This window comes from Pseudomonas reactans (assembly GCF_013387025.1).
Taxonomy (GTDB): Bacteria; Pseudomonadota; Gammaproteobacteria; order Pseudomonadales; family Pseudomonadaceae; genus Aquipseudomonas; species Aquipseudomonas reactans.
Genome location: NZ_JACAQP010000095.1, coordinates 1 through 1,007 on the forward strand (window position 1 = coordinate 1; position 1,007 = coordinate 1,007).

Here is a 1,007-nt window from a genome sequence, read left to right on the forward strand (position 1 = left end):
ACAGAGAAAGGAGAGAGTTGACCGTCTCTAGATCTCCAAAGGAGTTTATCAGGGACGGACGTGGAAATAGTAGGAGGGTTATGAGAAAGAAGAGCACCATGGGAATCTCTCCAACAATGAGGCCGAACCCAAGATCCGTTAAGAACCAGGTCAGCAACCTTAGTATCAGGAGTGAAACCCGCATCATGGATGTCACGGACAGACAAGAATTTAGAAAGAGGGCCCGCAGGGTGCCAGTTATCGAACCAAGCAGAAGTAGAGCATCCATCACCTATCTGGGAAACTATATACTCCCTTATCTTATCCCGCATATCCAGGATGTTACGCCAGGCAAATCCAGAACCGTATTTTTTGGGGGCATCCCAAAAGTTACGGCCACATAAACGGTATGAGTGGATCCACTTAACCCATAGGGACTCTTTCTTGGAAAGGAGTCTCCAAACATGGGAAGCCATAAGGGCAACATTCCAGATAGCAAGGTTACGTATGCCAAGACCACCATGTTCCTTAGGAAGGCATACAGTTTTCCAGGAGACTTTAGCTTTACCACGCTTCAACTCACCATGGCACCAGAGGAAACCTCTCATGAGCTTCTCAATATCATTAGAGATAGATTTAGGAAGAATAAAAACAGAAGCCCAATAGATTTGAGTAGAAGAAAGGACAGAGAGGATGAGCTGGAGACGACCAGCAAAGGAAAGAGACTTGTTTTTCCAGTCATTAATCCTGCATTTGACTTTATCAACAAGGCCTTTACAGTCTTTGTGGGCAAGACGAGTGGTGATGAGAGGAACCCCAAGGTATCGGACAGGGAAAGAGCCCTCAGGAAACTTAACAATAAGATCAATGGCAGCCCTGGTCCTCTCACCAACATTACAGTAGAAAGCTTCACTCTTCGCAATATTTGGATGGAGGCCAGAAACCCCAGAGAATTCCTCAAGAGAATCACAGATGATTCTAACCGAAGAGCTATCACCATGACAGAAGAGAAGAAGATCGTCGGCAAA

The 1,007-nt window shown here is 45.7% G+C and carries 2 protein-coding genes; both read left to right on the forward strand.

Going from position 1 to position 1,007, the window contains the following annotated elements:
- Nucleotides 1-383, forward strand: a 383-nt coding sequence (locus tag HX793_RS31680; RefSeq protein ID WP_218646214.1) for a hypothetical protein, incomplete at its 5' end; no start/stop codon positions are given.
- Between the two features lie 60 nt (nt 384-443).
- A partial coding sequence (locus tag HX793_RS31685) for a hypothetical protein (RefSeq protein WP_178905603.1) occupies nt 444-1,007 on the forward strand: 564 nt, incomplete at its 3' end.